21 protein-coding genes are annotated in these 26,434 nt (G+C 71.7%); 17 read left to right on the forward strand and 4 right to left on the reverse strand.

What is annotated here, in order from left to right:
• Window positions 1-3 precede the first annotated feature (3 nt).
• The 5 genes from ASG45_RS04150 to ASG45_RS04170 are packed head-to-tail and all read left to right on the forward strand — an operon-like array spanning window position 4 to window position 6,166.
• Entirely contained in the window at window positions 4-1,767 is a 1,764-nt protein-coding gene (locus ASG45_RS04150; RefSeq protein ID WP_055833005.1) for a helix-turn-helix domain-containing protein, read from the forward strand.
• Window positions 1,760-3,163, forward strand: a complete 1,404-nt coding sequence (locus ASG45_RS04155) for a hydroxymethylglutaryl-CoA reductase, degradative (RefSeq protein WP_082516442.1) — start codon at window positions 1,760-1,762, stop codon at window positions 3,161-3,163. The genes ASG45_RS04150 and ASG45_RS04155 overlap by 8 nt, the downstream gene beginning before the upstream one ends.
• Window positions 3,164-3,210: 47 nt before the next feature.
• Window positions 3,211-4,137: a hydroxymethylglutaryl-CoA lyase gene (locus ASG45_RS04160; protein WP_055833304.1), complete on the forward strand. Its 927-nt coding sequence runs from the start codon at window positions 3,211-3,213 to the stop codon at window positions 4,135-4,137.
• Complete coding sequence (locus ASG45_RS04165) at window positions 4,134-5,363, forward strand: CaiB/BaiF CoA transferase family protein (RefSeq protein WP_055833007.1); 1,230 nt, start codon at window positions 4,134-4,136, stop codon at window positions 5,361-5,363. Before ASG45_RS04160 ends, ASG45_RS04165 begins: the two co-directional genes overlap by 4 nt.
• A complete protein-coding gene (locus tag ASG45_RS04170; protein WP_055833008.1) occupies window positions 5,360-6,166 on the forward strand; it encodes a hypothetical protein in 807 nt (268 codons plus the stop codon). Before ASG45_RS04165 ends, ASG45_RS04170 begins: the two co-directional genes overlap by 4 nt.
• Before the next feature lie 184 nt (window positions 6,167-6,350).
• On the opposite strand, the gene ASG45_RS04175 is transcribed toward ASG45_RS04170, so the two are convergent.
• The gene (locus ASG45_RS04175; protein ID WP_055833010.1) at window positions 6,351-6,914 is read right to left on the reverse strand and encodes a flavin reductase family protein; all 564 of its coding nucleotides are present in this window, start codon (window positions 6,912-6,914) and stop codon (window positions 6,351-6,353) included.
• A 238-nt stretch (window positions 6,915-7,152) separates the two neighbouring features.
• Between ASG45_RS04175 and ASG45_RS04180 the strand changes: the two genes are divergently transcribed.
• The 6 genes from ASG45_RS04180 to ASG45_RS04205 all read left to right on the forward strand — a co-directional run bounded on the left by ASG45_RS04180 (window position 7,153) and on the right by ASG45_RS04205 (window position 14,472).
• Window positions 7,153-8,139: an ABC transporter substrate-binding protein gene (locus tag ASG45_RS04180; RefSeq protein ID WP_055833012.1), complete on the forward strand. Its 987-nt coding sequence runs from the start codon at window positions 7,153-7,155 to the stop codon at window positions 8,137-8,139.
• Window positions 8,140-8,265: 126 nt separating this feature from the next.
• A complete protein-coding gene (locus ASG45_RS04185; protein ID WP_055833013.1) occupies window positions 8,266-9,840 on the forward strand; it encodes a sugar ABC transporter ATP-binding protein in 1,575 nt (524 codons plus the stop codon).
• Window positions 9,837-10,862: an ABC transporter permease gene (locus ASG45_RS04190; protein WP_055833015.1), complete on the forward strand. Its 1,026-nt coding sequence runs from the start codon at window positions 9,837-9,839 to the stop codon at window positions 10,860-10,862. Before ASG45_RS04185 ends, ASG45_RS04190 begins: the two co-directional genes overlap by 4 nt.
• The gene (locus ASG45_RS04195) at window positions 10,862-11,881 is read left to right on the forward strand and encodes an ABC transporter permease subunit (RefSeq protein WP_055833017.1); all 1,020 of its coding nucleotides are present in this window, start codon (window positions 10,862-10,864) and stop codon (window positions 11,879-11,881) included. Before ASG45_RS04190 ends, ASG45_RS04195 begins: the two co-directional genes overlap by 1 nt.
• 52 nt (window positions 11,882-11,933) lie before the next feature.
• Window positions 11,934-13,466: a sugar ABC transporter ATP-binding protein gene (locus ASG45_RS04200; RefSeq protein ID WP_055833020.1), complete on the forward strand. Its 1,533-nt coding sequence runs from the start codon at window positions 11,934-11,936 to the stop codon at window positions 13,464-13,466.
• Window positions 13,459-14,472 carry a LacI family DNA-binding transcriptional regulator gene (locus ASG45_RS04205; protein ID WP_055833022.1) on the forward strand — a complete coding sequence of 338 codons (1,014 nt, stop codon included), beginning with the start codon at window positions 13,459-13,461 and terminating at the stop codon, window positions 14,470-14,472. Before ASG45_RS04200 ends, ASG45_RS04205 begins: the two co-directional genes overlap by 8 nt.
• A 63-nt stretch (window positions 14,473-14,535) precedes the next feature.
• Here ASG45_RS04205 and ASG45_RS04210 read toward each other — a convergent pair whose 3' ends face one another.
• Window positions 14,536-16,062 carry a CitMHS family transporter gene (locus tag ASG45_RS04210; protein WP_055833024.1) on the reverse strand — a complete coding sequence of 509 codons (1,527 nt, stop codon included), beginning with the start codon at window positions 16,060-16,062 and terminating at the stop codon, window positions 14,536-14,538.
• A 157-nt stretch (window positions 16,063-16,219) separates the two neighbouring features.
• Here ASG45_RS04210 and ASG45_RS04215 point away from each other — a divergent pair, with 157 nt between their 5' ends.
• Complete coding sequence (locus tag ASG45_RS04215; RefSeq protein WP_191915567.1) at window positions 16,220-17,833, forward strand: sensor histidine kinase; 1,614 nt, start codon at window positions 16,220-16,222, stop codon at window positions 17,831-17,833.
• Window positions 17,830-18,480, forward strand: coding sequence for a response regulator (locus ASG45_RS04220; protein WP_055833027.1), 651 nt, complete (start codon window positions 17,830-17,832; stop codon window positions 18,478-18,480). Before ASG45_RS04215 ends, ASG45_RS04220 begins: the two co-directional genes overlap by 4 nt.
• 162 nt (window positions 18,481-18,642) lie before the next feature.
• Here the strand turns inward: ASG45_RS04220 and ASG45_RS04225 are convergent, their stop codons facing one another.
• Window positions 18,643-19,932 (reverse strand): alpha-amylase family glycosyl hydrolase, encoded by a 1,290-nt coding sequence (locus ASG45_RS04225; RefSeq protein ID WP_055833029.1) that lies wholly within the window; start codon window positions 19,930-19,932, stop codon window positions 18,643-18,645.
• Between the two features lie 157 nt (window positions 19,933-20,089).
• Window positions 20,090-21,316: an ROK family protein gene (locus ASG45_RS04230; protein ID WP_055833031.1), complete on the reverse strand. Its 1,227-nt coding sequence runs from the start codon at window positions 21,314-21,316 to the stop codon at window positions 20,090-20,092.
• A 176-nt stretch (window positions 21,317-21,492) separates the two neighbouring features.
• Here ASG45_RS04230 and ASG45_RS04235 point away from each other — a divergent pair, with 176 nt between their 5' ends.
• Genes ASG45_RS04235 through ASG45_RS04250 form a run of 4 tightly spaced genes read left to right on the forward strand, consistent with a single transcriptional unit; the run spans window position 21,493 to window position 26,288 of the window.
• Window positions 21,493-22,743 (forward strand): ABC transporter substrate-binding protein, encoded by a 1,251-nt coding sequence (locus ASG45_RS04235; RefSeq protein ID WP_199858541.1) that lies wholly within the window; start codon window positions 21,493-21,495, stop codon window positions 22,741-22,743.
• Window positions 22,740-23,654 carry a carbohydrate ABC transporter permease gene (locus tag ASG45_RS04240; protein WP_055833037.1) on the forward strand — a complete coding sequence of 305 codons (915 nt, stop codon included), beginning with the start codon at window positions 22,740-22,742 and terminating at the stop codon, window positions 23,652-23,654. Before ASG45_RS04235 ends, ASG45_RS04240 begins: the two co-directional genes overlap by 4 nt.
• Window positions 23,651-24,568, forward strand: a complete 918-nt coding sequence (locus ASG45_RS04245; RefSeq protein ID WP_192012582.1) for an ABC transporter permease subunit — start codon at window positions 23,651-23,653, stop codon at window positions 24,566-24,568. The genes ASG45_RS04240 and ASG45_RS04245 overlap by 4 nt, the downstream gene beginning before the upstream one ends.
• A 37-nt stretch (window positions 24,569-24,605) precedes the next feature.
• Window positions 24,606-26,288: a glycoside hydrolase family 13 protein gene (locus tag ASG45_RS04250; protein ID WP_055833039.1), complete on the forward strand. Its 1,683-nt coding sequence runs from the start codon at window positions 24,606-24,608 to the stop codon at window positions 26,286-26,288.
• The last annotated feature ends 146 nt before the right edge of the window (window positions 26,289-26,434 follow it).

Here is a 26,434-nt window from a genome sequence, read left to right on the forward strand (position 1 = left end):
CCCGTGATCCACCCCGACCGGTCCGCGGACGCCGTCGGCAGCGAGGTCGAGGGACTGCGTCGCCGGGCCGGCGAGCTCGCGGCCCTCTACGCCAGCGCGCGCGAGCTGGCCGCGATGCGCGACGCCGACGCCGTTCTCGAGCGTCTCGTCGAGCGGGCGCAGGAGCTGCTCGCCGCCGACGTCGCCTACCTGTCGGAGTTCGACGGCGTCGACGGGGCGCTGCGCGTGCGCGCGACCCGCGGGGCGGTGACGGGCGCGCTGCGCGACCTCGAGGTCCCCCCGGGGCGCGGCCTGGTGAGCGCGATCGCCGAGACACGGCTGCCCCGGGCGGTGCGGCGGTACGACGCCGTCGCCCCCGAGCGGCACGCCTCGGGCATCGACGCCGCGGTCGAGGCCGAGGGAATCGTGTCGCTTCTGGGCGTTCCCCTGCTCTCGGACTCCGCCGTGCTGGGGGTGCTCTTCGTCGCCGAACGGCACGAGCGCGCTTACACCCCCGACGACATCGCGCTGCTGGCCGCCCTCGCCGCCCATGCGTCGGTGGTGCTGCAGACGGCGGCGGCGCTGGCCGATGCCCGCACGCAGGCGCTGCGCGCCGAGGCGGCGGTGGCCGAGCTGACCGCGCACGTCGCCGCGCGCGACCGCGCCAACCGCGTGCATCGCGAGCTCGTCGACGCGGTGCTGGCCGGGGGCGGACTGGCGCCCGTGGCCGCCACGCTGTCGACGGCGTTGCAGGCGGCCGTGACGATCGTCGACGCCGCGGGGGGCGTGCGCGCCGGCGGCGACGAGGCGGCGACCCCGACGGCGTCGGTGCAGCGCGCGCTCGACCACAGCCGCGCCGAGGGGAGACCCATCCGGCTCCCGGATGCCGGGATCGTCAGCGCCGTCGTCGCCGGCGGTCGGGTGTTCGGGGCGATCGTCGTGGGCCCTCCGGCACGATCGCTCGACGAGGTCGACCTGCGCACCGTCGAGCGGGCGGGGCAGGTGGCGGCGCTGCTCGCCCTGTCGGAGGAGGCCGTCGCCGAGGCCGGGCACCGGCAGCGCTCCGACCTGCTGCTCGATCTGGTCACGGCCTCGCCGCAGCGTCGCGCCGACGTCGCGGCGGCCGCGCGGCGCGCGGGGATCGACGAGACGGCCGTGGGGGCGGTGACGGCGTTCGCCGTGCCGGCGGAGCGTCGTCCCGAGATCGCCCGCGTGGTGGCCCGGCGGCTGGGGCCCGCCGCCCTGGTCGGTGAGCTCGACGGCCTGGTGCTGGCCGCCCACGGCGATCCCCTCGACCCCGTCTCGTACGAGGCGGTGCGCTCCCTCGTCGACACCGAGGTGCTGGCCGTGACCGTGCGCGTCGAGGCGGGAGCCCTCGTGCGGGCGGCCGCCGACGTGCGTTCCGCCCTCTCCCTCGCCCAGGCCCTGGGCATCGACGACGCACGGGTCCCCGCCGACGACCTCCTGCCGTACGCGGCGACCATCGGTGCCGACCGGCGGGTCCTCGATGCCTTCCTCGACACGATGCTCGGCGCCGTCCGGCGGCACGACGCGTCTCGCGGCAGCGATCTGCTCGCTACCCTGCGGGCCTTCGTGCGCCACGGCGCCAGCCCCACGCGCACGGCGCGGGCCCTCACCTTCCACACGAACACGATCCTCCAGCGCCTCGAGAAGCTCGACGCGCTGCTGGGCGAGGGGTGGCGCGACGACGAGCGCTTCTTCCGCCTGTCGACGGCGGTTCGCCTCGACGAACTGCGCGAGCGGCTGGGGTCGCGCGGCGATGGGTGATCGACGCAGTGGGGGAGTCATCCGGTGTGTCGGCGGTCCATATGCCGCCACCGGGTCTCGATTTAGCGTCGAAGGGACGCCGCGGTCGACGCGGCGGCATCCCGCCCGCGAAGGAGCCCCCGTGACCACGAACAGCCGCCTCCCGGGCCTCCGCGACCACGAGCCGCTCGATCGACGCGCGCGCGTCGCCGAGGCCGCCGGTCTGTCGGCCGACGACCTCGCGGCCCTCGATCCCCGCGACGGCCTGTCGCTGTCGCAGGCCGACCACCTCGTCGAGAACGTGGTGGGACTCATCGGCATCCCGGTCGGAGTCGCCACGAACTTCCGCGTCGACGGCGTCGACCGGCTCGTGCCGATGGCCACCGAAGAGCCCTCCGTCGTCGCGGCCGCCTCGAACGCCGCGCGCATCGCCCGCGAGACGGGCGGTTTCTTCACCTCGTCCACCGGCGACGTGATGATCGCCCAGGTGCAGGTGCTCGACGCCGTCGATCCCGAGGGGGCGTGCCTGCGCCTGCTCGAGGCGCGCGACGAGCTGCTCGCCCTGGCCGACGCGCAGGACCCGATGCTCGTGTCGCTCGGCGGGGGAGCGGTCGACGTGTCGGTGCGCACCCTCGCCACCCGCGCCGGGGTGCAGGTCATCCTGCACCTGCACGTCGACGTGCGCGACGCCATGGGCGCCAACGCCGTGAACACGATGGCCGAGGCCCTCGCCCCCCGGATCGCCGAGATCGCCGGAGCCCGCACGCTGCTGCGCATCCTCACCAACAAGGCCGAGCTGCGCCTCACGCGCGCTCGCGCGGTCTTCCCGGCCGACCTGCTCGGCGGGCCGCGCGTCGTGGCCGACATCGTGGCGGCGAGCGCGTTCGCCGAGGCCGACGCGTACCGCGCCGCCACGCACAACAAGGGCATCATGAACGGCATCTCGGCGGTGGTGCTCGCCACCGGCAACGACACCCGGGCGGTCGAGGCCGGATGCCATTCGCACGCCGCTCGCAGTGGCGCGTACCGCGCCCTCTCGCGGTTCGAGCAGAACGCCGACGGCGACCTGGTGGGCACCCTCGAGGTGCCGCTCGCGGTGGGGCTCGTCGGGGGAGCGACGCGCGCGCACCCCGCCGCCCGTGCGGCCGTGCAGCTGCTGGGCGTCGGCTCGGCGCGCGAGCTCGCCGCCGCCATCGCGGCGGTGGGGCTCGCCCAGAACCTCGCCGCGTGCCGCGCGCTCGCCGCCGAGGGCATCCAGCGCGGTCATATGACGCTGCACGCCCGCACGATCGCCGCCAGCGCGGGGGCGGCGGTCGACGAGGTCGCGGCCGTCGCCGCCCGCATCGTCGCCGAGGGCCGCATCCGCGTCGAGGACGCGCGCGAGGTGCTCGCCGAGCTGCGCGGAGCCTCGTCGTGACGAGCCCCGCGCCCCGCTCGTTCCCCCGCGTCGTCGCCCGTGCGGGAATGCCTGCCGAGGTCACCGTCTACGAGGTGGGTCCCCGCGACGGTCTGCAGGCCGAGACCGACGTCGTTCCCACGGCGGTCAAGGCGGAGCTCTGCCGACGCCTCTACGCCGCGGGCGTCACGGCGCTGGAGCTGACCAGCTTCGTCCCGCCCGCGTGGATCCCGCAACTCGCCGACGCGCGCCCCCTCGTGGCGTCGGTCGCCGTCCCCGCCGCGAGCCGCGCGGTGGCCCTCGTGCCCAATCGCCGCGGCCTCGACGACGCCCTCTCCGCCGGGATCCGCGAGGTCGCCGTCGTCGTGAGCGCCACCGAGTCCTTCGCCCGCGCCAACCTCAACACCGACCGCGCCGGGGCGGTGTCCCGGGCGACCGACGTCGTCGCGGCCGCCCGGGCCGAGGGGGTCCCGGTGCGCGGCTACGTCTCCATGGCGTTCGGCGACCCGTGGGAGGGCGACGTCGACCTCGCCGCCGTGGTCGACGCGGCCTCGGCGCTGCACGATTCCGGATGCCGCACCCTCGCCCTGGGCGACACGATCGGGGTGGCCACGGCGGGCCACGTCGAGGCGGTCATCGAGGCGGTGGCGGGTGCCGGCATCCCGCGCTCCGCCCTCGCCCTCCACCTGCACGACACCTACGGTCAGGCCCTCGCGAACGTCCTCGCGGGGGTGGAGAACGGGGTGACCGAGTTCGACTCCTCGGTCGGCGGCCTCGGCCGCTGCCCCTACGCCCCCGGCGCCACCGGCAACCTCGCCACCGAAGACCTGGTGTGGATGCTCGAGGGTCTCGGCATCCGCACCGGTCTCGACCTCGTCGCCCTCGCCCGCACGAGCGCGTGGCTCGCGGGCGTCCGCGGGCGCCCGCACGTCTCCCGCGTCGCGGCCGCGCTCACCCGCACCGCCCCCGTCCCCCTGGAGGAGACCCCCGCATGAGCATTCCCCTGGCCCCCGGATCCGGCTCCCTCGCGGGTGTGGTCGTGCTCGACCTGTCGCGCGTGCTCGCCGGACCCTACGCCGCGCAGACGCTCGCCGACCTCGGCGCGACGGTCATCAAGATCGAGAACCCCCGCGATCCCGACGTGTCCCGCGGCTTCCCGCCGTACCTCACGCACGGCGACGAGGAGTTCAGCGCCTATTACGCGCAGTACAACCGCGGCAAGCTCGGCGTCGGCCTCGACCTCGCCGCCCCGGGCGGCACCGAGACGCTCCTCGACCTCGTGCGACGGGCCGACATCCTGGTCGAGAACTTCCGGCCCGGCACGATGGACAAGCTCGGCGTCGGCTACGACGTGCTGCGCGCGGCCAACCCTCGCCTCGTCTACGTCGCCGTCTCGGGCTACGGCCAGACCGGGTCGCGCAGCCGCCGCCCCGCCTTCGACAACACCGCTCAGGCGGCCGGCGGCATGTGGTCGATGAACGGCTACCCCGGGCAGCCGCCCGTGCGCGTGGGGGTGACGATCGGCGATCTCTCGGCGACGTTGTTCGCCGTCATCGGCACGCTCGCCGCCCTCCGGCACGCGGAGCGCACGGGCGAGGGCCAGCTCGTCGACGTCGCCCAGGTCGACAGCATCCTGGCGCTCACCGAGACCGCCGTCGTGGACTACACCGTGCGCGGGGTCGAGGCCCAGCCCGCGGGGAACGAGCACGCGTGGGTGCGGCCGTACGAGCTGTTCGACTGCGCCGACGGTCAGGTGTTCTTCGGCGCCTACACCGACAAGCTGTGGCGCGCGAGCTGCGAGCTGTTCGGGTCGCCCGAGGTGGCCGACGATCCCGAGATCGACACGATGCGCAAGAGGTTCGACGCCGAGGTGTACGCGCGCCGGGTGAAGCCGGTGGTGGCGGGGTGGCTCCGGGACCGCACCAAGGCCGAGCTCGAAGCCCTCGCCGGCGACGTCATCCCCCTCACCGCCATCAAGACGATCGGCGAGGTGGTCGACGACCCCGGCATCGCCGAGCGCGACATGATCGTCGAGGCCGACTACGGCGACCTGGGGGTGCTGCGCATGTTCGGGCAGCCCATCAAGCTCAGCGCCACCCCCGCCACGCCGGCGCGCGTCGCGAACCGCTTCGCCGAACACTCCGATGCCGTGCTGACCGGTCTCGCCGGGTACGACGCCGACCGGATCGCGGCGCTGCGCGCCTCGGGCGCGCTGTCGTGAGCATCACCCGCACGCAGATCCTGGATACCGTGCCGGTCGAGGCCTTCCGCGGCACGTTCGCCCCCGCCGACCCGGTGCGTGCCGAGGGCGCGACGCTCCCGCCCGGGTGGGAGGGCGTCTTCTTCCCCTTCGCCGTCGCGCTCGACGACCTGCGCCCCGACGGGACGCCCGCGCGCGATGGCATCCTGCCCGAGATCGATCTGCCCCGGCGGATGTACGCGGGCGAAGACACGGTGTTCCCCGGCGTCCTGCGTGTGGGCGACGTCGCGACGCAGACGGCGACCGCGGGCTCGCTCGTCGAGAAGACGGGAGCAAGTGGCCGACTGGTCTTCGCCGACATCGAGCGCGCGATCGCCGTGGGAGGCGAGGTCGTGGTGCGCAGCACCTGGCACGACGTCTTCCTCGGAGCGGCCTCGGGCCCCGCCCGCCCGCCCCGGACCGACCCCGCGGCCGCCGCCGAGGCCGCGTGGATCGACGAGGTCACCCTCGACGCCCGCCAGCTCTTCCGCTTCTCGGCGCTGACGTTCAACACCCACCTCGTGCACTACGACCGCCGCTGGGCGCGCGACGAGGAGGGGCTCGACGACCTGCTCGTGCACGGTCCGCTGCTGCGCATCCTGCTCGTCGACGCCGCTCGCCGTCATGCCCCCGATCGGCGCATCACGGCGCTGCGCGTGCGCATGACCGCGCCGGCCTTCGTCGACTCCGCGATCCGCCTGTGCGGCACCGCCGACGCCTCTCGCGTGGTGGCCCTCGGCCCCGGTGAGGTCGTGCTCGCGACGGCCGAGGTGACCTGGGCCTGACGCGGGTCGTCACCGCGCCGCCTAACGCTCGCGCGACCGCGCCGCCCGCCGGCCGCCAGACCGCGCCGCCCGCCGCACTCGCGAGCTCACACGCTCCGCTCGAGCGCACACGTGACGGCGTGTGTGCTCGGCGACAACGTGTGTTCTCGCGGCTGACGGCGCACCGCGCGACCGTCGCCCCGGCTCAGTCGTCCAGGCGGGAGTGGTCGCCGAGGCGGTGCCAGGCGCGGTTGTGGTAGACCAGCGCGGCGCCGGACTCGCCGGGTTCGAGGTCGCGTTCGACGTCGACCTGCAGGGCTTGAGCGGCGATGACCGTCGAGCCGCCGGCATCCATGCGGCTCACGATCCGGCACCGCAGCCACGCGCGCACCCCGTGGTACACGGGCTCGCCCGTGGCCAGCCGCGACCAGGTGGAGGTGTCGGCGAAGCGGTCGAGACCGCTCGTGGCGGCCGTTCGCGCGAGCCCGATGTCTTCGGCGTCGAGCAGGTGCACCACGATCGTGTCGGCCGCGATGATCGTCGGCGTCGCCGACGACAGCGCCGAGACCGAGAAGATCAGCAGCGGCGGGTCGGCGCTGACCGATGACACCGATGAGGCGGTTAGGGCGACGGGGCCGTTCTCGCCATAGGCCGTGATGACCGCGATGCCGCCCGGGTGGCCCCGGAACGCGCGCTTGAAGTCGTCCGCCGAGACGGTGGTGCCGATCGCGGGGGTGCTCTCGTGGTCCCCGTGCGGAAGCGAAGTCATGACTACGACGCTAGGCGCTTACGCGGGTATCGGCATCGTCGGCGCAACACGGCGAAACCGTCGACACCCCGCCGGGCGGCTCAGTGTGAGGCTTCACATTTATCAATCCGTGACTTTTCGCGGCGGGAAATCGCTTGACACTCCTGGTTGTGTGAGCGCTAACATTCAGCAACGGCTCACCCGAGGGGCTGCATCACATGAACCGGCATCGCAGCCGGCGAAACGAGGAGGTTTCATCATGAAGGCGAACAAGATCATTGCGGGCGTGGCCCTGGTCGGCGCCATCGCATTCACCGCGACCGGCTGTGCCGGCGGCGGGGGCGCGGCGGGCGGTGCCGGTGGCGGCAGCGGCGACACCATCACGGTCGGCTTCGCGCAGACCGGCTCCGAGAGCGGATGGCGCAGCGCCAACACCGAGTCGATGAAAGAGGCGTTCAGCGAGGCCAACGGCTTCAACCTCATCTTCAACGCGGCCGACAACAAGCCCGAGGCGCAGATCGCCGCGGTCCGCAGCTTCATCAACCAGGGCGTCGACGCGATCGTGCTCGCGCCGATCGTCACCGACGGCTGGGACGACGTGCTGCAGGAGGCGAAGGATGCCAACATCCCCGTCGTCCTCGAAGACCGCACCGTCTCGGCATCCGAAGACCTCTACGCCAGCTGGATCGGCCTCGACTTCAAGAAGGAAGGCGAGACGGCCGGCAAGTGGGCCGCCGACAACTTCGGGGACAAGCCCACCAACCTCGTCGTGCTCGAGGGCACCACGGGCTCGTCGGCCGCCACCGACCGCGCCGAAGGCTTCGACTCCGCGATCGCCGGCACCGACATCAAGGTGCTCGACTCGCAGACGGGCAACTTCACCCGCGCCGACGGCAAGACGGTCATGGAGGGCTTCCTTCAGAAGTACGGCTCCGAGATCAACCTGCTCTTCGCCCACAACGACGACATGGGTCTCGGCGCGCTCGAGGCCATCAAGGCCGCCGGCATGACGCCCGGCAAGGACATCCAGATCGTGACGATCGACGCGGTGAAGGACGGCATGACCGCTCTGGCCGCGGGTGAGTTCAACTACATCGTCGAGTGCAACCCGCTCCTGGGTGAGAAGACCGCCGAGGTCGTCAAGAAGGTCGTCGCCGGCGAGTCCGTCGACAAGAGCTACGTCGTCGAGGACCAGGCGTTCGACCAGGAGCAGGCCGAGAAGGTCCTGGACAGCCGCCCCTACTGATCCGTTCGGATCCCGTCGCCGAGCTCCCCCTCGGCGGCACCCCGTCCGATCGCCCCGGCATCGACGGAACATCCTCCCCGGCGTGCGGGGTCGGCGAGTCCGACCCCGCACAGAAAGCGATCGAGCATGACAACCGAACGTGCGCCCGTCGTCGCGATGCGCGGGATCAGCATCCAGTTCCCCGGGGTGAAGGCGCTCGACGGCGTCGACTTCACCCTCCACGCGGGCGAAGTCCACTCCCTCATGGGAGAGAACGGCGCCGGCAAGTCCACTCTCATCAAGGCCCTGACCGGGGTCTACGGCATCGACGAGGGCACCATCCTCGTCGACGGGCAGGAGCGGCAGTTCCGCTCCACGGCCGATGCGCAGTCCGCCGGCATCGCCACCGTCTACCAAGAGGTCAACCTCTGCCAGAACCTCACGGTCGGCGAGAACGTGATGCTCGGCGGCGAGATCCGCCGCGCCGGCATGGTCGACTGGAAGGCGACGCACGCCGCCGCGGCCACGCACCTGGCGGGCCTGGGGGTGCACATCGACACCCGCTCGATCCTCGCCAGCCACTCGATCGCCGTGCAGCAGCTCGTCGCGATCAGCCGGGCGATGGTGGTCGACACCAAGGTGCTCGTCCTCGACGAACCCACCTCGAGCCTGGACCGCGGCGAGGTCGAGCAGCTCTTCGGCGTCGTCCGCGACCTGCGCGACCGCGGTGTCGCGATCCTCTTCGTCTCGCACTTCCTCGACCAGATCTACGAGATCTCCGACCGCCTCACGGTGCTGCGCAACGGAGCGCTCGTGGGCGAATACCCCATCGCCGAACTCGGTCGCGAACAGCTCGTGGCCAAGATGATCGGCCGCGAACTGGGCGAGTTGGATGCCATCTCGGCCAGCGCCGAACGCCCGATCGACCGGTCGGGCACCCCGGTGCTGCGCGCCCTGTCGCTCGGGCGCAAGAACGCCCTCGAGCCCGTCGATCTCGAGGTCTTCGGGGGCGAGATCGTCGGGCTCGCGGGCCTGCTCGGCTCGGGGCGCACGGAGCTCGCGCGCCTCATCGCCGGCGCCGACCGGCCCGACGGCGGATCCATCGAGGTCGGTGGCACCGCCACCCGCACCGGGTCTCCGCGACACGCGCTCGACCGCGGCATCGCCTTCTCGTCCGAGGACCGCCGCGCCGAGGGCATCGTCGGCGACCTCACCGTCGCCGAGAACATCGTCCTGGGCATCCAGGCGCGTCGAGGTGCGCTGCGCAAGGTCGGCGCCGCCGAGACCGCGGCCATCGTCGACGAGTACATCACCGCCCTCGGGGTGCGCCCGGCCAACCCCCACGCGCTGATCCGCAACCTCTCCGGCGGCAACCAGCAGAAGGTGCTCCTGGCACGATGGCTGGCCACCGCGCCCGAGCTCCTCCTGCTCGACGAGCCGACCCGAGGCATCGACGTCGGCGCCAAGGCCGACATCCAGCGCAAGGTCGCCGAGCTCGCCGCGAAGGGCCTCGCGGTCGTCTTCATCTCGTCGGAGCTCGAAGAGGTCCTGCGTCTCGCTCAGCGCGTGGCGGTCCTTCGCGACCGTCGTAAGATCGGCGAACTGGCCACCCGAGACGTCGATCTCGATGCGCTGGTGTCCTACATCGCCGAGGGCCAGCCCACCGCCGCATCCCCCACCGCCCCCGAGACACCGTCGTCCGATCGGGAGAAGATCGCATGAAGAAATTCTTTTCGCACCGCCTCGTGTGGCCGATCGCGGCTCTCGTCGCGCTCATCGCCGTCAACACCATCTCGCGGCCGTCGTTCCTCAGCATCACCATGCAGAACGGTCAGTTCTACGGCTCGCTGATCGACATCCTGCGCAATAGCGCGCCGCTCATGCTCGTCGCGCTCGGCATGACCCTCGTCATCGCCACCCGCGGCATCGACCTGTCGGTCGGAGCGATCATGGCGGTGTCGGGGGCCGTCGCGCTGACCGTCATCGAGGCCTCGCCCGAACCGGGCAACCTCGGCGTGGTGTTCACCGCGATCGCCGCTGCGGTGGGCGTCGCTCTGCTGCTGGGGGTGTGGAACGGCTTCCTGGTCTCGGTCCTCGGCATCCAACCGATCATCGCCACCCTGGTGCTCATGCTCGCCGGTCGCGGTGTGGCCCTGCTCATCACGGGCGGGTTCATCACCACGATCAACAGCGACCCCTACAAGTTCATCGCCGGCGGGTACGTGCTGGGCCTTCCCTTCGCCTTCTACGTCTCGATCGTCGCGGTCATCCTCATCGGCGTGATCGAGCGCCGCACGGCCCTCGGCATGCTGACCGAGGCGGTGGGCATCAACCCCGAGGCCAGCCGCCTGGCCGGCGTCCGCTCCCGCGGCATCATCTGGGGGGCCTACATCGCCAGCGGCGCGCTCGCGGGCATGGCCGGCATCCTCTACAGCTCGAACATCATGGCGGCCGACGCCAACGCGGCCGGTCTGTACATCGAACTCGATGCCATCCTCGCGGTCGTCCTCGGCGGCACCTCTCTCGCCGGCGGCAAATTCAGTCTCGCCGGAACCGTGGTGGGCGTGTTCACCATCCAGACGCTGAAGAGCACGATCACCTTCCTCGGCGTCCCGCCGGCGGTCAGCCCGGTCTTCATGGCCGCGGCCGTGCTCATCGTGGTGCTGCTGCAGTCGAGCCGCTTCCGCGCCTACTTCCAGATCCGCTCCCTGACCCGACGTCCCGACGCAAAGGTGCTGTCCTGATGGCCACTCTCACCGAAGAACGACACGGCTCGGCGGCACCGGCGAGCACGTACCGCCGCTTCCTCAGCCGTCACATCTCGTGGGTGCCGGTGTTCGCCGCGGTGATCATCCTCGTTCTGATGATCGCCGGGTCGATGTGGTACTTCCCGAACTTCCAGCTGAACCGCATCATGTCGTCGATCCTGCTCGACAACGCCTATCTGCTGGTGCTCGCGGTGGGCATGACCTTCGTCATCCTCACCGGCGGCATCGACCTGTCGGTCGGTGCGGTGATGGCCTTCACCGGCATCCTCTGCGCCAAGATGCTCGGCGACGGCGTACCCGTCGCCGTCGCGCTGCCGGCGATGGTGCTCATCGGCGCGGCGATCGGCCTGCTCATCGGCATCCTCGTGCAGTTCTTCGACGTGCAGCCGTTCATCGCCTCGCTCGTGGGGATGTTCCTCGCCCGTGGCCTCGCCTTCGTGGTGAGCCTCGAGTCGATCAAGGTCGAGAACGAAGGACTGCTCTGGCTGCAGTCCACGCGCTTCTCGTTCGCGGGCTGGTACATCACCCCCACGGGGATCATCGCCCTGCTCACGGTCGCGCTCGCCGCGTTCGTGCTGCGCTACACCCGCTTCGGCCGCACGGTGTACGCCGTGGGCGGCAACGAGCAGTCGGCGCGGCTCATGGGTCTGCCGGTGGTGCGGGCGAAGCTCTCGGTTTACGTCATCAGCGGGGTCTGCGCGGGACTCGCCGGGATCGTGCTGACGGCCTACTCGGGCGCCGGCTACCCCCTCAACGGCGTCGGCACCGAGCTCGACACGATCGCCGCGGTCGTCATCGGCGGCACGCTCCTCACCGGCGGCAGCGGGTTCGTCGTCGGCTCGATGATCGGCGTCTTCGTGTACGGCCTGATCCGCACCATCATCTCGTTCTCGGGAGCCGAACAGTCGTGGACGCGCATCACCGTCGGAGCCCTTCTGCTGCTGTTCGTGGTGGTGCAGCGCGTGATCGTCTCCCGCTCCGCGCTCAGCCGCTGAATCAGCCGGGTCGTGTTCGCACTCCCGCGTCGGCGCGGGCATGATTGAGCCCATGTCCGCCGTCGCCCCGCCCCTCCTCGAGGTGCGCGGGGCGACGGTGCGTTTCGGCGTCGAATCCGCGCTCGCCGACGTCGACTTCCGCCTGCTCCCCGGCGAAGTGCATTCGCTCATGGGCGAGAACGGCGCGGGCAAATCCACGCTGATCAAGGCCCTCACGGGCGCGATGCGTCTCGACGCCGGCTCCATCCTGCTCGAGGGGCACGAGATGCGCTTCGCGTCTCCGGCCGACGCGCAGGCGGTGGGCATCTCGACGGTCTACCAAGAGATCGACCTGCTCCCCAACCTCACCGTCGCCGAGAACATCTCACTCGGGCGCGAACCCCGCCGCTGGGGAGTGATCGATCACCGCGAGATGCGCGCGCGGGCCGAGTCGGCGCTCGCCGCTCTCGGGGTCGACGTCGACCCGGCCTCGGTGCTCTCGTCGCACCCGCTCGCCGTGCAGCAGCTGGTGGCCATCGCCCGCGCGGTGTCGACCGAGGTGAAGGTCCTCGTTCTCGACGAGCCCACCTCGAGCCTGGATGCCGACGAGGTCGCCGAACTGTTCCGCGTCATCCGCGATCTGAAGTCGCAGGGCATCGCGATCGTCTTCGTGTCGCACTTCCTCGACCAGGTGTACGAGATCTGCGACCGCGTCACCGTGCTGCGCGGCGGTCGCCTGGTCGGCGAGTACGGCACGCGCGAGCTGCTGCGCATCGACCTGGTCGAGAAGATGCTCGGCGCGACCGTCGAGACCCTCGCCCCGCTCGGGCAGCGCGAGGTCGAGGCCGCCGACGGGCCGAGCCTGCTCAGCGCCCGCGGTCTGGCATCCGGAAGCCGGCTGCGCGCCGCCGACCTCGACATCGCCGAGGGTGAGGTCATCGGGGTGGCGGGACTGCTCGGCTCGGGCCGCAGCGAACTGGCTCGGGCCCTCACCGGCGTCGACCGCCCCGACGCCGGCGACCTGCGCATCGACGGCGAGACCGCGCAGCTCGGCAACCCGCGCGAGGCGATCCGTCGCCGGGTGGCGTACTCGTCCGAGAACCGGCGCACCGAGGGCGTCATCGGCGACCTCAGCGTGCTCGACAACATCACGCTCGCACTGCAGGCGCAGCGCGGGGTGCTGCACCGCCTCAGCACCGCGCGTCGACGCGAGCTCGCGATGAGCTGGGTCGAGGCGCTGCACATCCGCCCCACCGACATCGATCGGCGGGTGTCGACGCTGTCGGGCGGCAACCAGCAGAAGGTGCTGCTCGCGCGGCTGCTGGCACTGTCCCCCCGCCTCATCGTGCTCGACGAACCGACCCGCGGCATCGACGTCGGGGCCAAGGCCGAGATCCAGCGGCTGGTGGGCGAGCTCAGCGACAACGGTCTGTCGATCGTCTACATCTCGGCCGAGCTCGACGAAGTGCTGCGCGTCGCGCACCTGGTGGCGGTCATGCGCGACGGCGTGCTCGCGCAGATCGTGCCGGCCGCCGACCTCACCTCCGACGCGTTGCTCGCACTGGTCGCGGGGCACACGAGCGGGGACGAGGACCTGGGTGGCTGACGACAAGGCCTCGCGCACCGCCAACATCTTCGACGTCGCCCGTCTGGCCGGGGTGTCGCATCAGACGGTGTCGCGCGTACTGAACAACATGCCCAACGTGCGACCGGCGACCCGCGCGCGCGTCGAGCAGGCCATCGCCCAGCTGCGGTACAGCCCCTCGCCCGCGGCGCGCGCGCTCGTCACGCGGCGTACCCGCACGATCGGTCTGGTCACCCCCGGCACGGTCGACTACGGCCCCTCGTCGATCGCGACGAACTTCAACTTCGCCGCCCGCGCCGCGCGGTACAACGTCGACGCGATCAGCTCGCCCCAGAGCGACGTCGCCCCGGTGCGGGCCGCGATCGACGGGCTCCTGAAGCAGCGCGTCGACGCCATCGTGCTCGTCGTCGTCGACACCGAGGTGCTCGCCGCCGTGCAGGCCCTCGACCTCGACATCCCCATCGTCGCCGCGGCCGCCAGCGCCCGCCCCCACCCGCGCCTGGTCGCGATCGACCAGTACCGGGGCGCGCGCGGGGCGGTGCGCCACCTGCTCGAGGCCGGGTACGAGACGGTTCGCCACATCGCGGGTCCGGCCCGCAACCCCGACGCCGTCGAGCGGATCCGCGGATGGCGCGAAGAGATCGCCGCCGCGCGCGCGCAGTCGACGCCGGCGGTGCACGGCGACTGGTCGGCGGCGAGCGGGTACCGCATCGCGTCCGAGGCCGACCTGTCTCCCGGTGAGGGCATCTTCGTCGCCAACGACCACATGGCGATCGGCGTGCTCTCGGCCCTACGCGAGCGCGGGCTGCGCGTGCCCGAAGACATCGGGGTGGTCGGATTCGACGACGTGCCCGAGGCCGCGTTCGTGTACCCCTCGCTGACGACCGTGCGGCAGGACTTCGCCGCCCTCGGCGAGATCCTCATGCAGAAGGTCCTGCTGCTGGTCGAGGAGCCCGACACCGCGACCGAGAGCACCCCCCTGCCGACCCGTCTCGTCGTGCGGTCGTCGGCGCCTCTCGCGCGCTGACGCCGTCAACCGAGAAGACCCCGGATGCCGAGGCATCCGGGGTCTTCGTTCGAGCACGCGGTCTCAGCCCAGCAGCGGCACCGCGCCCACCAGCACGCCGACGCCGAGCATGACGAGCGAGACGATCGTCGCGCGCCACAGCACCTTCTTGTGGTGGTCGCCGAGGTTGACGCCGGCGAGCGAGACGAGCAGCAGGATGGCGGGAACCAGCGGGCTCTGCAGGTGCACGGGCTGGCCGGTGATCGAGGCGCGCGCCATCTCGACCGGGGCGATGCCGTAGTTCGCGGCGCTCTCGGCGAGCACGGGCAGAATGCCGAAGTAGAACGCGTCGTTCGACATGAAGAACGTGAACGGGATCGACAGCACCCCGGTGATGACGGCGAGGAACGGGCCCATCGACGTCGGGATCACCTCGGTGATCCACGAGGCCATCGCGGTGACCATGCCCGTGCCGTTGAGCACGCCGACGAGCACGCCGGCGGCGAGCACCATCGACACGACGCCGACGATGCTGGGCGCGTGGGCGACGATCTCATCGGCCTGCGAGCGGAGCTTGGGGAAGTTGACGATCAGGGCGACCGCGGCCCCGACCATGAAGACGAACGCGAGCGGGAACAGGTCCATCACCAGCAGCACCATGACGGCGGCCGTCAGCGCGAGGTTGAACCAGATGAGCTTCGGGCGCAGGGTCGCGCGGTTCGGGTCGAGCATGGTGTCGGCCATCGCGGTGTCGGCGGTGTCGACGAGCTGGGTCGCGGCGACGGCGTCGCGCCCGCCGCGGACGGTGACGATGTTGCCGGTGCGCAGCGACGCGACCGCGCCGGGCTTGTGCTCCGCGCCGCGGAAGATCTTCGGGGCGCCGAGGCGACCGAATCCACCGGGGGCGTCGAGCTTCGAGGTGTCGACCGAGCCCGCGAGACGCTTGCGCTCGGACAGACCGAGGAACCACGCGAAGGCGAGCGCGACGACCAGGCCCGCGATCAACGAGGGGATCATCGGCACGAACACGTCGGTGGGCTGCAGGCCCAGGGCGGTCGCGGCGCGCACGGTCGGGCCGCCCCACGGCACGATGTTCATGGTGCCGTTCATGAGTCCCGCGACGCAGGTGAGCACGACGGGGCTCATGCCCAGCCGCAGGTACAGCGGCAGCATCGCCGAGGTGGTGATGATGAAGGTGGTCGAACCGTCGCCGTCGAGCGACACGGCGGCGGCGAGGATCGCGGTGCCGAGCACGATCTTGGCCGGGTCGTCGCCCAGCACGCGCGTGATCACGCGGATCAGCGGGTCGAAGAGCCCCACGTCGATCATGATGCCGAAGTACATGATCGCGAACATCAGCAGGGCCGCGGTGGGCGCCATCGTGCTGATCGCGTCGATGACCATGTCGCCGAGGCCCAGGCCCGCGCCGGCGATGAGGCCGAAGACCGTGGGAACCACGATGAGGGCGACCATGGGGGTCAGGCGCCGCGTCATGATCAGCGCCATGAACGACAGGACCATGAGGAAGCCGAGGGCCACGAGCACCCCGTCGGCGGGCGTATAGCCCACCGGGTACTCGGCCGCTTCGGCCGCAAGGATCAGGGGGGTCATCGCGACTCCTTCGTCGTGACGGGCGCGGCTCTCGCGCTCTCGATCCGGCGACACTACGGATGCCGTGCCCCCGGGCGCGCGCTTGCTCGCATTGCGGCGGGTTATGCGCGTACCGTGTGTTCTGCGCATTTCGCGCAGCACGAGCCCGGAGGTGCGTATGCGATTCGCCACCCGGATGCTCGTCGTGCAGGTCGCCACGCAGGTCGCCGTGGTCGCGGTGTGCACCGCGGTGTTCGCGTGGCTCGGCGTGCAGCAGCTGAGGGCCGAGGCCGACTCCTCGGCCCTGAACATCGCGCGTTCGGTCGCCGAGTCGCCCCAGGTGCGCGACCTCGTCGCCGAGTACTCCGCCGACCCCGGCACGCCGGTCGCCGCGACACTCCGCGACGGTGTCCTCCAGCGGTACGCCGCCGACGTCACCGCGCGCACCGAAGGGCTGTTCGTCGTGATCACCGACGATCACGGCATCCGTCTGGCCCACCCCGATCCGGACCGCCTCGGCGAGGTGGTGAGCACGAGCTTCACCGACGCGCTCGCGGGCCGCGAGGTCGTGACGTGGGAGGTCGGCACCCTGGGGGAGTCCGCCCGCGCCAAGGTCCCCGTCTATCCGCCCGCCGGCGGTGCCCCGGTCGGCGAGGTGAGCGTCGGGTTCGAGCGCGCGAGCGTCTTCGACGACCTCCCCGCCCTCCTCGTCGGCATCGCGGTCGCGGTGCTGCTGGCCGTCGCGATCGGCGCGGCCGTCGCGCTGCTCATGCGCCGCCGGCTCGAACGGCTGACGCTCGGGGTGCAGCCCGAGGAGCTCGTCGCTCTCGTGCAGACCCAGACCGCCGTGCTCGAGGGCGCCGACGAGGGGGTGCTCGCGCTCGACGACGCGGGGATCGTGCGGGTCTGCACCGCCGCGGCCGAACGACTGCTCGGGATCACGGATGCCGTCGGCCGCCCCCTCTCCGCCCTCGCCCTCGCGCCCGCCGTCGCCACCGCCCTGGCCGGCACCGGCGCGAGCACGGGGCTGCCCGTCGGCGGCCGGGTCGTCTTCATCGACGTGCGCCCTGTCCGCCGCGGTGCGCGCACGCTCGGCCGCGTCGCGGTGCTGCGCGACCGCACCGACGTCGCCGCGCTGTCGGGGCGTCTCGACAGCGTCCGGGCGATGGGCGACGCCCTGCGCGTGCAGCGGCACGAGAATGCCAACCGTCTGCACGCGGCGGTGGGCCTGCTGGATGCGGAGCGTACGGCCGAGGCCCGCGCCTTCCTCGCCGACCTCGTCGACCGCGGTTCGGTCGACTGGGCGGTGCCGGGGATCGACCTCGTCGGCGACGCGATGCTGCAGTCCTTCCTCGGGGCGAAGGCGCTCGCCGCGCGCGAACGCGGGGTGACGTTGAGGGTCTCCGACGACACGTTCCTGCGGGGCACCGTCGACGACGTCGAAGACGTCGTGGCCGTGCTCGGCAACCTCGTCGACAACGCGGTGACCGCCGCGGCCTCGGCCCCCGCGCCGCGCGGAGTCGAGGTCGCCGTGCTGGGCGACGGCGACGCCATCGTGATGACCGTGGCCGACACGGGTGGGGGCATCGCCGACGTCGATGCCGTCTTCGCCCCCCGCGAGCGCGACGACGACCCGACCGCGGTGCACGGCCTCGGGATCGGGCTGCCGCTCTCGCGCGAGTTCGCCCGCCGTCGCGAGGGCGAGGTGTGGGTGGTCGACCCGGGTGGTGACGGCCACGGTGCCGTCGTGGCCGCCCGCTTGCCGGGAGTCCTGCGAGGAGAGAACGAATGACCGACATCCGCGTCCTGGTCGTCGACGACGACTTCCGTGTGGCGGGGTTGCACCGCGACGCCGTCGCGGCCCGCCCGGGCTTCGTCGCCCTGGAGCCGGCGCGGACGGTCGGCGAGGCCCGCGCCGCGCTCGCCGAGCACCAGCCCGACCTGCTGCTCGCCGACGTGTACCTGCCCGACGGCGACGGTGTCGACCTCGTGCGCTCGGTCGGCGTCGACGCGTTCGTGCTGTCCGCGGCGACCGATGCCGCGACCGTCCGCCGCGCGTTCACCGCCGGGGCGCTGGCCTTCCTCGTCAAACCCTTCGACACGCGCGTGCTGGCCGAGCGTCTCGACCGCTACGCCCGGTACCGCAACCTGCTCTCCAGCTCGCGGCCGCTGTCGCAGGACGACATCGACCGCGCGGCATCCGTGATGCGCGGGGAGCGCGAGGGGCCGTCGCTCGCCCGCTCGGCGACCGAGCAGACCGTCCTGGCGGCTCTGGGCGCCGACGAGGCCTCGGCGAGCGAGGTGGCCGAGCGCATCGGCGTCTCGCGCGCGACCGCGCAGCGGCACCTGACGGCCCTGGCCGAGCGCGGCCTGGTGCAGGTGAGCCTCCGGTACGGCTCGACGGGCCGCCCCGAGCACCGCTTCCGCGTCGGGGCCTGAGCGGCTGCGTCGCCGCTGCGTCGTCGTTGCCACGTCGTCGCCGCTGCTGCTGCGTCACCGCGGCGCCGTCGCCACGTCGCATGTCCCACTTCGTGCAGCTCCAGCCCGCCGAACTCGCACGTTTCGGGACATGCCCGGCGGGAACGAGGTGGATGCCGCTAGTCAGGCCTCCAGCACCGCCCACCCGTGCGGGCCCAGCTCGAGCCGCCCGTCGGCCGGGGTGCCCTCGCCGGCGACCACCGTCCGCCCGTCGGCGACCGGCAGGGTCACCGGCTCGTCGCCGATGTTCAGCGCCACCACCACGGCGTCGTCGCCCACGGCCGTCCGCAGTGCGACGGCGGTGTTCGTCACCTCGATGACGTCGGTGTGGGCGCGCCAGAGCCACGGCTTCCGACGCCGCAGAGCGATGAGCGCCTGGTGCGCCTGCAGGATCCGCGCGTCGGCGTCGACCTCGCCCGGATCGGCGGGGAACTCGGGCCGCACCGCGTCGTCGCCCCCGAGGCGTTGCTCTTTCACCCCGGTCCACCCGAACTCGTCGCCGGCGTAGACCGACGGCGTGCCGGCGACGGTGAACAGCACCGCGAGGGCGTGGGGCACGAGGTCGGGGCCCACCGCCGAGGCGATGCGCGTGACGTCGTGGTTGCCGACGAAGGTCTGCGGCACGAAGGTCGCCAGCAGCTCGTCGTGACGCTCGATCGCGTGGCTCAGTTCGAACAGGTTGCGGTCCGAGATCCCGTGCCAGACGCCCTGCCACAGCTCGTACTGGGTGAGCGCGTCCATGCTCGAGGCGCGAACGATCTCGGCCGCGTCGCCGTGGATGACCTCGCCGACGACCCACACCTCGGGGAACCGCTCGCGCACGCGGGGGAGCACCCGGGCCCAGAACTCCGGGGGTACCGCGTAGGCGGCATCCAATCGCCAGCCGTCGATGCCGCGCTCCAGCCAATGGCACATGACCTCCACGACGAGATCGGCCACGGCCTCCGAGGAGTGGTCCAGCGCCACGAGCGCGTCGTGCCCCTCGAAGACGTCGGCCTCGACCCGGCCGTCGACGCGACGAGCGCGGAACAGCCCCGGGTCGTCGCCGCCGTCGGCGAAGGCGCGGAACGCCGGGTGCCCGCGGCCGACGTGATTGAAGACGCCGTCGAGCAGGATCCGGATGCCGCGCTCCCGCGCCGCCGACACGAGACGGTCGAAGTCCTCGTCGTCGCCGAGGCGGGGATCGATGCGGAAGTGATCGACGGTGTCGTAGCCGTGCGTCTCCGACGCGAACACCGGGCCGAGCAGCAGGCCGTTCAGTCCCAGCTCGATGACGTGGTCGAGCCACGGCTCGAAGCGGTCGAGGCGGTGTGCGGGTTCGGCATCCGGGTCGACGTCGTCGCGGATGGGAGCGCCGACGAATCCCAGCGGGTAGACGTGCCACCAGAAGACGTGCTCGGGCCACGCGGGCATCCGGTTTCCTCTCGATCGGGAATGAGACGGTCCCGACGCTATCCGCAGCGCCGGATCCGGCGAGGGGGCTTGCCGCCGCCCGACCTCTCGTCGTGCGGTCGGCGGCGGCTTCAGATGCCGCGGCCCGTCACCCTCTCTTCGCCCGAGGGTCTCCCCGTCACGCCCGCGCGCGATCGGCGGGCAGGGCGAAGGCGGCGAGGTCGAGGGCGTGCGTGCGGGCCGTCTCCACGGCCGCGGCCACGGCCCCGATCGACACGATGTCCGCCCCGAGGGTCGAGGCGACGATGCGCGGGGCCGGCAGGTGCAGCGACGCGGGCAGGGCGCCGATGGCCGCGTCGATGATGGGTCCGGCTCCGGCGGCGATCGCGCCCGAGACCACCACGCGCTCCACGTCGAACAGGCTGCCGAACACCGCCGCGACCCCGGCGAGCGCCGGACCCACCGCCCGGGCGACGCCGAGGGCCCCCGCGTCGCCGGCGGCGGCGAGGTCGAGCACGGTCTTGGCGTCGAGGGTGTCGGGGTCGATGTCGCGCAGCGCGCTGTCGAGGGGGAGGGATCCCGAGGCCAGGGCCTCGTGCGCCGCGTCGACGCACCGCGGTGCGAGGCCCCAGGCGCTGCCGACCCCGTCCACGCGATCGAACGCCACGGTCTCGCCCGCTCCGCCGTGCGCGCCGCGCAGCAGGCGTCCGTCGACGCTGATGCCGGCGCCGAAACGCTCGCCGGCGAGCAGGGCGACGAAGTCGTCGCTGCCGACCGCGGCTCCGTGCGTGCGCTCGGCGACGGCGGCCAGGGTGGCGTCGTTCTCGACGCGCACCACGGGTGCCCACGCGGCGAAGCTGTCGATGAAGTCGGGGTTCATGCGCGCCCAGAAGCCGTCGTGGTGCACGGGCGAGCGCCCCGAGCGGGCGACGGGGGCGGGCACTCCGACGCACAGGCCGATGATTTCGGTGCGCGCGCGTCGTGCGCGGGTGAGGGCGGCGTCCACCGTCGCCTCGGCCGCGCGCCGGCGTCGCTCGGGCGAATCGAGCTCGGGGTCGACGGTCAGCCGCGAGGTGGCGAGTGCTCGTCCGCGCAGGTCGGCCACGGTGGCGGTGAGGTGGCCCCGGCCGGCGTCGACGCCGACGACCAGGCCCGCGCCGGGGTCGAAGGCGAAGCGTCGGGCCGGTCGGCCCTTGGAGTACTCGCCCACCGCTCGGGCGTTCGGCATCTCGGTGAGCAGGCCGCGGGCGGTCAGCTCGTCGAGCACGTCGATGGCGGTGGAGCGCGTCACGCCCACGGCCTGAATGACGTCGCTCGCGGTGAAGGCGTCGGCGTCCCAGACGTAGCCCAGGACCGCATCGAGGTTGTGGCGACGCAGCGACGGCGTCGTCGTGATGGCATCCATCGACACTCTTGACCCCCTTTCGTTCTCCTGCAATACTGCCTGCACGACATTGATTTGACGAGTAGATTTACTCGACGGGACAACATGTTCGCAGTGCAGCGAAGGAGGAACACGTGTCGACGAAGACCAGAGCGGGCCGACGATGGGTCGCCGCGGCGACGGTGGGGGTGCTCGGGATGGCGATGCTGGCCGGCTGCTCCTCCGACGGCCGCGAGACCATTCGATTCACCTTCAGCAAGCGCGAGGCGCTGTCGTTCATGAACGACGTGGTCGCCGAGTACAACGCCTCGCAGGATCGCGTGCGCGTCGAGATGGACAGCTCCGGCGTCGACGTCGTGTCGGCGAGCTTCGTGCGCGGCAATCCGCCCGACATCATGCTGGCCAACTACAACTACGAGGTCGCCCGGTTCGTGCAGCGCTGTGCGCTGAGCGATCTCAGCGGCACCGAGGCGGCGGGCACCGTGCGTGAGGATCTGCAGCCGCTCCTCGACCAATACGGTTCCTGCGCGGGGCGCACCAGCGCGCTCCCGTACTCGGTGATGGCGGCATCCGTCATCTACAACACGCAGATGTTCGAGCAGCTGGGACTGTCGGTCCCCACCACCTACGACGAGCTCCTCGCCGTCGCCGACACCCTGAAAGCCAACGGCATCACGCCGTTCTACGGCACCTTCAAAGACGACTGGACCGTGGCGCAGGGCTGGTACGACTACTCCGTCGGCGGCTCGCTCGACGTCCTCGACTTCTTCGACGGCCTCGCCGCGGAGGGCGCCGAGGTGGGACCCGAGTCGCAGGTCTCGTTCGCCAAGGACTTCACCGAGCCGATGGATCGCATGCTCGAGCTCGCGCGGGACTACACGAACCCGGATGCCGAGAGCCGGGCCTACGGCGACGGCAACCTCGCGTTCGCCCAGGGTGAGGCCGCGATGTACCTGCAGGGCCCCTGGGCACTCGGCGAGATCGCGAAGACCGCGCCCGACCTGGCGGTCGGCACGTTCCCGCTGCCGATGACCGACGACCCCGACGACCTCGCCGTCCGCGTCAACATGGATCTTGCGGCGATCATCCCCGAGGCCTCCCGGCACCAGGATGCCGCGCGCGACTTCCTCGAGTACCTGTACCAGCCCGAGATCATCGAGGCCTACAACGAGTCGCAGCTCGGCTTCGCGCCGACGAAGGACGCCCCGTCGCCGAGCGACCCTCGCGTCGCCGGGATGATCCCGTACTACGACGAGGGCCGCATCTACCAGGGCGCCTCGGTGCTCGTGCCCAAGACCATCCCCACCTTCAACTACGCCCAGGCGATGATCTTCGGCGCCTCGCCCGAGGCCACCCTGCGCACCATGGACGAGGACTGGTCGCGGCTCGCGTTCCGCCAGCCGCCCGCGTCCACGACCGACGCAGCCGTCGAGGAGGACGCGCGATGACCACCACCACCACGATCGTGACGGGCGGGAAGGCGACCGCTCGGCGCAGCAGCCGCCGCGTCGAACCGATCTACTACCTGTTCCTGCTGCCGACCCTCGTGCTGTTCACCCTCGCCATCACGGTGCCGGGCATCATCGGGATCTTCTTCAGCTTCACCGACTCGATCGGCCTCGGCGAGTGGAACTTCACCGGGCTGACGAACTACATCGCGATCTTCAGCGACCCGGCCATCCTGCAGAGCTACCTGTTCACCTTCGGTTTCTCGGTCGCGACGGTGATCGTCGTCAACATCGCGGCGTTCCTGCTGGCCGTGGGACTGACCTCGCAGATCCGCTTCAAGAAGGCGCTGCGCACGGTCTTCGTCATCCCGATGGTGATCTCGGGCATCATCATCGCCTACGTCTTCAACTTCCTCTTCAGCAACTCGGTGCCCGAGGCCGGAGCCTCGCTCGGCATCCCGTGGCTCGAGACCTCGCTCCTCGCGAACCCCGACCTCGCGTGGGTCGCGATCGTCATCGTCACCGCGTGGCAGGCGATCCCCGGAACGCTGCTGATCTACATCGCGGGGCTGCTGTCCGTGCCCGGCGACGTCTACGAGGCCGCGGGCCTCGACGGGGCGAGCAAGACCCAGCAGCTGCTGCGCATCACGCTCCCGCTGGTGGCGGGGTACGTCGTCATCAACATCATCCTGGGCTTCAAAGGCTTCCTCAACGCCTACGACATCATCGTCGGCCTCACCGGCGGCGGTCCCGGCACCGCGACCCGCAGCGTCGCGATGTCGATCATCCTCGGCTTCAACGGCGGGGACTACGCGTACCAGATGGCGAACGCGGCGCTCTTCTTCGTCGTGGCCATCGTCATCTCGCTCCTGCAGCTCTCGCTGACCCGGGGAAGGAACACCCTCTCATGACCGCTCTCAACCAGCCGGCGCTCGCGTTCGAGCAGGCCGAACTCGCCGTCCCCGCCGACCAGCCTCAGAAGCGCCGCATCCGTCGCGTCGGGATGGAGCGCATCAACTGGTCGACGACGACCATCCTGGTGCTCTGCTCCCTCACCGTCCTGCTGCCGCTGTACGTCACCGTCTCGATGGCGCTGAAGAGCGGCACGCAGATCGTCGACGGCAACGCGTTCTCGTTCCCCTCGCCGATCAGCTTCGACGGCTTCGTGCAGGCGTGGACGCTGACGAAGTTCCCCGTGGGCCTCGCGATCTCGCTCCTCGTCACGGCCGGCACGGTGGTGGCGACCATCGTCCTCGCGGCCTTCGCCTCGTACGCGATCGCCCGCAACTGGGAGCGCAAGCTCTTCCGCTACTCGTTCTTCTACCTGCTCGCGGCGATGTTCATCCCGTTCCCGGTCGTCGCCCTGCCGCAGATCCAGCTCACCGGCCGGGTGGGCCTCGACAACCCGTTCGGCGTGATCATCCTCGCCACGATGTTCCAACTGAGCTTCAGCGTGCTGCTGTTCACCGCGTTCCTGCGTTCCATCCCGCTCGAACTCGAAGAGAGCGCGCGGATCGATGGCGCGACGACCTGGCAGACCTTCTGGCAGCTCATCTTCCCGCTGCTGGCTCCCATGAGCGCCACGGTCGGCATCTTCGCCTTCCTCTACGCGTGGAACGACTTCATGATGCCCTCGCTCATCATCAGCGACCCGACGCTGCAGACCCTTCCGGTGCGGCAGAACCTCTTCCAGACGCAGTTCAGCAACAACTACAACGTCGCCTTCGCGTCCTACCTCATGGCCATGGCCCCCGCGATCGTCGCCTATCTCTTCACCCAGCGCTGGGTGATGGCGGGCGTGACCCAGGGCGCCGTCAAGGGCTGACACCTCCCCTCCCCTCCCCTCGAAAGGAACCCTCCTCGTGACGACCGCATCCCCCTCCGCCCGTACCCGCGAGCTGTCCGACGCCCCCGACTGGTGGCGTCAGGCGGTGGTGTACCAGGTGTACCCCCGCAGCTTCGCCGACAGCGACGGCGACGGCCTCGGCGACATCCGCGGCATCACCTCGCGCGTGCCGTACCTCGCCGAGCTGGGGGTGGATGCCGTCTGGCTGAGCCCCTTCTACCCCTCCGATCTCGCCGACGGCGGGTACGACGTCGCCGACTACCGCGACGTCGACCCGCGACTGGGCACCCTGGCCGACATGGACGAGCTCATCGCGCAGCTGCACGCCCACGGCATCCGGGTGGTCGTCGACATCGTCCCCAACCACACCTCCGACAAGCACGTCTGGTTCCAGGAGGCGCTGGCGGCGGGCCGGGGCTCGGCGGCGCGCGAGCGTTACGTCTTCCGCGAGGGGTCGGGCGTCGACGGCGCCGAGCCGCCCACCGACTGGGTGTCGCTCTTCGGCGGGTCGGCGTGGGAGCGGGTCGCCGACGGGCAGTGGTACCTGCACAACTTCGACGTCTCGCAGCCCGACCTGAACTGGGCGAACCCCGAGGTGCGCGCCGACTTCGTCACGACGCTGCGCTTCTGGAGCGACCGCGGGGTCGACGGGTTCCGCATCGATGTGGCGCACATGCTCACGAAGGACCTCAGCGAGCCCCTGCGCTCGCGCGCCGAGCTCGAGGCCCTGCCGCACGACGGCACCCACCCGATGATCGACCGCGACGACGTGCACGAGGTCTACGCCGAGTGGCGCGCGGTCTTCAACTCCTACGACCCGCCGCGCACCGCCGTCGCCGAGGCATGGGTGCACCCCTCGCGCGTGCCGCTGTACGCCAGCGCCGACAGCCTCGGCCAGGCGTTCAACTTCGACCTTCTCGAGGCCGACTTCGACCCCGCGCAGTTCCGGCGCATCGTCGCCGACAACCTCGCGCTGGCCGCGGAGTCGGGCTCATCGACCACGTGGGTGCTGTCGAACCACGACGTCGTCCGCCACGCCACGCGGTACGGACTCCCCGACGCCGAGCGCGCCGCCGACGGGCGTCCGACCCTCAAGCACGGCAACGAGTGGTTGCTCTCCGGCGGGCAGTCCCCGGCTCTCGACTCGCGCCGCGGGGAGCGCCGCGCCCGCGCCGCCGCGGCCTTCGTGCTGGGCCTTCCCGGCTCGGCGTACCTGTACCAGGGCGAGGAGCTGGGCTTGCACGAGGTCGCCGAGATCCCCGACGCCGACCGTCAGGATCCGACGTTCTTCCGCAGCCCCGGCGTCGATCAGGGCCGTGACGGATGCCGCGTGCCCCTGCCCTGGACCGAGCACGGCCCGGCGTTCGGCTTCGGTTCGGCGGGCGCCCACCTTCCGCAGCCGGAGTGGTTCGGCACGTACGCGGTCGACCTGCAGGACGGCGACCCGGCCTCGACGCTGTCGCTCTACCGCCGCGCGCTCGACCTGCGGCACGAGCTGCAGACCGACGAGCAGATGGAGTGGATCGAGACGGGTCGCGACGACGTGGTGGCGTTCGCCCGCCCGAACGGCTGGACGGTGGTCACGAACTTCGGCACCGAGCCCGCGGCGTTGCCCGCGGGCGAGGTGCTGCTCGCCAGCGTCGCGCTCGACGGCGACACGCTGCCCGGTGAGACCACGGTCTGGCTCCGCAGCGCCTGACCCGCCCCGAAAGCCCCGGCGTCCGCGCCGGGGCTTTCCCGCGCCCTCCGCCCCGCCCCGCGGATACCCGTTGAGTGTCCAAGACACGCCGTAGCGCGCCGCACGATGGCGGCGTGTCCCGGACGCTCAACGCCGTCACGCCCCGG

Source organism: Microbacterium sp. Leaf436, from assembly GCF_001424715.1.
Classification (GTDB): Bacteria; Actinomycetota; Actinomycetes; order Actinomycetales; family Microbacteriaceae; genus Microbacterium.